At 74.2% G+C, this 4283-nt stretch carries 4 protein-coding genes and 1 pseudogene; 2 read left to right on the forward strand and 3 right to left on the reverse strand.

What is annotated here, in order from left to right:
* Positions 1 to 1361, reverse strand: a 1361-nt coding sequence (locus EFE23_RS27500; RefSeq protein WP_148058560.1) for a DEAD/DEAH box helicase, incomplete at its 3' end; no start/stop codon positions are given.
* A 283-nt stretch (positions 1362 to 1644) separates the two neighbouring features.
* On the opposite strand from EFE23_RS27500, the gene EFE23_RS27505 reads away from it, so the two are divergent.
* A complete protein-coding gene (locus tag EFE23_RS27505; protein WP_233601173.1) occupies positions 1645 to 2289 on the forward strand; it encodes a ferritin-like fold-containing protein in 645 nt (214 codons plus the stop codon).
* A 48-nt stretch (positions 2290 to 2337) separates the two neighbouring features.
* Here the strand turns inward: EFE23_RS27505 and EFE23_RS27510 are convergent, their stop codons facing one another.
* Both EFE23_RS27510 and EFE23_RS27515 read right to left on the reverse strand, forming a co-directional pair.
* Positions 2338 to 2565, reverse strand: a complete 228-nt coding sequence (locus EFE23_RS27510; protein WP_123243780.1) for a DUF3107 domain-containing protein — start codon at positions 2563 to 2565, stop codon at positions 2338 to 2340.
* 65 nt (positions 2566 to 2630) lie between these two features.
* Positions 2631 to 3269 (reverse strand): TetR/AcrR family transcriptional regulator, encoded by a 639-nt coding sequence (locus tag EFE23_RS27515; protein ID WP_123243781.1) that lies wholly within the window; start codon positions 3267 to 3269, stop codon positions 2631 to 2633.
* Positions 3270 to 3418: 149 nt separating this feature from the next.
* On the opposite strand from EFE23_RS27515, the pseudogene EFE23_RS27520 reads away from it, so the two are divergent.
* A pseudogene (locus tag EFE23_RS27520) lies at positions 3419 to 4283 on the forward strand (hypothetical protein); the annotation flags it as partial.

The raw sequence follows: 4283 nt of genomic DNA on the forward strand, positions 1-4283 counted from the left end.
CGGCCCTCGCCGCGCCGGGCGCCCCGCTCGCCCCGCTCGCCCCGGCGGGACCGGCCGCCGCCCAGGTCCTCCTCGACCTCCGCGGAGAGCCCGGCCCGGGTCCGCTCGGCGGTCGGCAGGGTGCCGGTGATCTCGGGGGAGATGTCCAGGTCGGTGTAGAGGTGCGGGGAGGTGTGGTACGTCTCCGGCGGCTCGGGCATGTCGAGGCCCAGGGTCTTGTCGATGATCCGCCACCGGGGCATGTCGTCCCAGTCGACGAAGGTCACCGCGACACCGGTCGCGCCCGCCCGGCCGGTACGACCGATCCGGTGGGTGTAGGTGTCCTGGTCCTCGGGGCAGTCGTAGTTGATGACGTGGGTGACGCCGGTGACGTCGATGCCGCGGGCGGCCACATCGGTGGCGACCAGGGTGTCGATCTTGCCGGCGCGGAACGCCCGCAGCGCCCGCTCCCGGGCACCCTGGCCCAGGTCACCGTGGACCGCGGCGACCGCGAAGCCACGGAAGTCGAGGTCCTCGGCCACCCGGTCGGCGGCCCGCTTGGTGCGGGTGAAGATCATGGTCAGGCCCCGCCCCTCCGCCTGGAGGATCCGCGCCACGATCTCGACCTTGTTGAGCGAGTGGGTGCGGTAGGCCAGCTGCTGGGTCTGCGGCGACGGGCCGGTTTCGGCGGTGTGCCCGGCGTGGATGGTCACCGGGCGGCGCAGGAAGCGCCGGGACAGCGCGACGATCGGGTCCGGCATGGTGGCCGAGAAGAGCATGGTCTGCCGGTCCTCCGGCAGCATCGCCAGGATCTTCTCGACGTCGTCGAGGAAGCCCAGGTCGAGCATCCGGTCGGCCTCGTCCAGGACCAGCGCGCGGACCCGGTCGAGCCGCAGGTGCTTCTGCTTCTGCAGGTCCAGCAGGCGGCCGGGCGTGCCGACCAGGATCTCGACGCCCTTGCGCAGCGCCTCGATCTGCGGCTCGTACGCCACGCCGCCGTAGATCGGCAGCACCCGGACGCCCCGGGTGCGACCGGCTGCGTCGAGGTCCTTGGCGACCTGGATGCCCAGCTCTCGGGTGGGGACGACGACCAGCGCCTGCGGCACGCCGTCACTTCCCTCGGACGGGGCGAAGACCCGCTCCAGCAGCGGAATGCCGAAGCCGAGGGTCTTGCCGGTGCCGGTCGGCGCCTGGCCGATCAGGTCGACGCCGCGCAGCGCGATCGGCAGCGCGTACTCCTGGATGGCGAAGGCGCGGGTGATGCCGGCGGCGGCCAGGGCCTCGACGGTCTCCTGACGGGCGCCGAGCTCGGCGAAGGTGGGAGCCTCCGGACGGACCGGAGCGGTGGCGGCCAGCGGTTGGGTTTGAATCTGCTCGCTCATATGGATGTGGGGGTGCCCTCTCGTGGTGCGCCCCTCTGGTCCTCAGGGCGCGATCGATATGGCGCGGGCCACACGGTCGGGGGCGGTTTCGCCGAGCCGGACCGGGCCGCACGCGCGCCGCGGACCGGTGCTGATCAGCTGTACTGATCGAATCGGTGCCCACGGCAACTGTCTCATCCTACCTGAACCACCCCTGAGGAGTCCTGATTCCGCTCACCGGTCGATGGCCGGGGGCGTTGGCTGTGACCTGGACCACAGATCATCGCGAAGGTAGCCTGCCCTGGTGTCCGCCCCCGATCCCGCCGTGGTCGACCTGCTCGGCCTGGTCGCGTACGGCGAGCTGCTCGCCTTCGACCGGCTCGCCGCCGACGCCCGCCTCGCCCCCGACCTGCGCCGGCGGGCGGCACTGTGCGAGATGGCCGCGGCCGAGATCGCGCACTACCGGTGGATCGCCGGCCGGATCACCGCCCTCGGCGCCAGCCCCGACGAGGCCATGGCCCGCTACGCCGAGGCGCTGGAGGCGTACCACGACTCGACCGAGCCGAAGGACTGGCCGGAGGCGGTGACCAAGGCGTACGTGGGGGACGCGATCACCGACGACTTCCTGCGGGAGATCGCCGACGGGCTGGCCGAGCCCGACCGCCGGCTGATCCTCGACGTGCTGCACGACTCGCGGTACGCCGAGTTCGCCGCCGCCGAGATCCGGGCCGCCATCGCGGCCGACCCCCGGGTGGCCGACCGGCTCTCCATGTGGGCGCGACGGCTGGTCGGGGAGGCGCTCTCCCAGGCCGGGCGGGTGGCCGCCGCGGACCGCGGCGCGCTCACCACGCTGATCGCCCGCCGGGAGGGCGTGGACGTGCCGGCCCTGTTCCGCCGGCTGACCGAGGCGCACAGCGCCCGGATGACCGCCGCGGGGCTGAACAACTGAGCCCGGCGTCGCCGTGGCGGGCCCCCGCCACGGCGACCCGGTGCGGAATCAGCGGACGGTGAACCCGACCGCGCGGGGCGCGGCCTCCGCGATCTCGACGTAGGCGACCTTGCCGACCGGCACGATGACCCGCCGGCCCTTCTCGTCGGTCAGGGAGAGGGTGCCCTCACCCTTGGCGACGGCGTCGGTCACGATCCGCTCGATCTCGGCCGGCGACTGAGCGCTCTCCAGGACCAGCTCCCGCGGCGCGTACTGCACGCCGATCTTGACCTCCACTGTGCCTCCTCAACTGGGGCGAAAGAGCCGCCGTGGGAAGGCTATCCGATCTGCGGGCCCGATGTTCAGGCTGACTCACCTTGCAGCGGGAAGCTGGCGATGCCACGCCAGGAGAGGGCGGCGACCAGCGCCTCCGCCTCCGCCTTCGGCACCTGTCGACCCCCGGCCAGCCAGAACTGGGCGGCCGTCTCCGCCGCCCCGACCAGGCCGGAGGCGAGCAGCTCGGCGTGCGCCCGGCTGACGCCGGTGTCCGAGATGATGGTGTCGGTGATCGCGGCGATGCAGCCCTGCTCGACCCGCTCCACCCGCTGCCGGACCGCCGGGTCGTTGCGCAGGTCCGACTCGAAGACCAGCCGGAACGCCTCGCTCTCGTGGTCGACGAAGTCGAAGTACGCGCGCACCGAGGCGCTGACCCGCTCCTTGTTGTCGTTGGTGCCGCGCATCGCGTCGTGCACCTGCGCGACGATGGCGTCGCAGTGCGTGTCCAGCAGCGCCAGGTAGAGCTCCATCTTGCCCGGGAAGTGCTGGTAGAGCACGGGCTTGGAGACTCCGGCCCGCTCGGCGATGTCGTCCATCGCGGCGGCGTGGTAGCCCTGCGCGACGAACACCTCCTGAGCGGCCGCGAGTAGCTGCTTGCGCCGCGCCGAGCGGGGCAGGCGGGTGGGCCGGCCGGCGGTCTGTGCACCGTTCCCCACAGCGGTCATGGGAACCTCCGAGTTTCTTCGTACGAGCCGGCACTTATCACCCGAACCGGTCGGGGTCCGTGAACCCGTCCCGGAATTGGCCCGCCGCTGTAACTTATCGCCACTGTCACCACACGGTAGCCTCAGCGGGGGCGACCAAGGAGCGCGCGGTGACTGAATCAGGGCAACCCGGTGCCGCCACCCCGGGAGAGCACGGCGACGGGACGGGTCAGCAGGACGACCTGGCGCGTGCCGGCAGCGGGTGGGCGCCCCCGGCGACCGGCTGGACCCGCGGCGCCCCGGCACCCGGCGGCTGGCCGCGGCCCGAGCTGGACGGCTGGGCCACCTCGTCACCCCGCCACGGCGACCTCCCGGCCCCGCTGCCCGGCCCGCCCGCCGAGGAATCGCGGGCCCGGGTCAACGGCCATCACGTCAACGGCGTCCAGCACGCCGGGGAGGAATCGCCCGTGAGCCGCCAGGCGCCGGTGAGTGCCCCGCCACTCGACGAGCCGCGCCGGGAGACCGACGGCGACCGGCTGGTCGTGCCGGCTCAGCGGCCGGCGCCGGCGGCGGAGCAGCCGACCGCCGACGCGGATCCCGGGACGGCCCGGCACGGCTCGGACGAGCCCTCGGTGGGCGCCGCGCGCTGGGCGGAGGGCGGCGTCCCGTCGTCCGCGCCCCCGGCCCTCCAGGTGCCACCGGTCGGCGCCGCCGCCTCCGGTTTCGAGGTGCCGCCGGGGTTCCACGCCCCCACCGCCGACCGGGCCACCGACCAGCCACCGTCGCTCTCCCGCGGCTGGGCCGACCGCTATCCGGCCGACCCGCCCGCGCCCTCCCCGGGCTGGGCCGAGCAACCCAGCGCCGGGCCCGCCGTCGACCAGGGCTGGGCAGGGCAACCCGCCGCCGACCACGGTTGGGCCGAGCAACCCGCTGCCGGGTCCGCCGCCGACCAAGGCTGGACCGGGCAACCCGCCGCGGAGCCGCCGGCCGGGCCCGGCGGCGATCAGACCTGGTCCCGGCGTCCCGCCTCCGCGC

Origin of the sequence: Micromonospora solifontis (assembly GCF_003725545.1) — a bacterium.
Taxonomy (GTDB): Bacteria; Actinomycetota; Actinomycetes; order Mycobacteriales; family Micromonosporaceae; genus Micromonospora; species Micromonospora solifontis.

Excerpts from the sequence above, each read along its gene's own strand:
- EFE23_RS27515 (WP_123243781.1), bottom strand. The coding sequence starts at position 3,269 with ATGACCGCTGTGGGGAACGGTGCACAGACCGCCGGCCGGCCCACCCGC.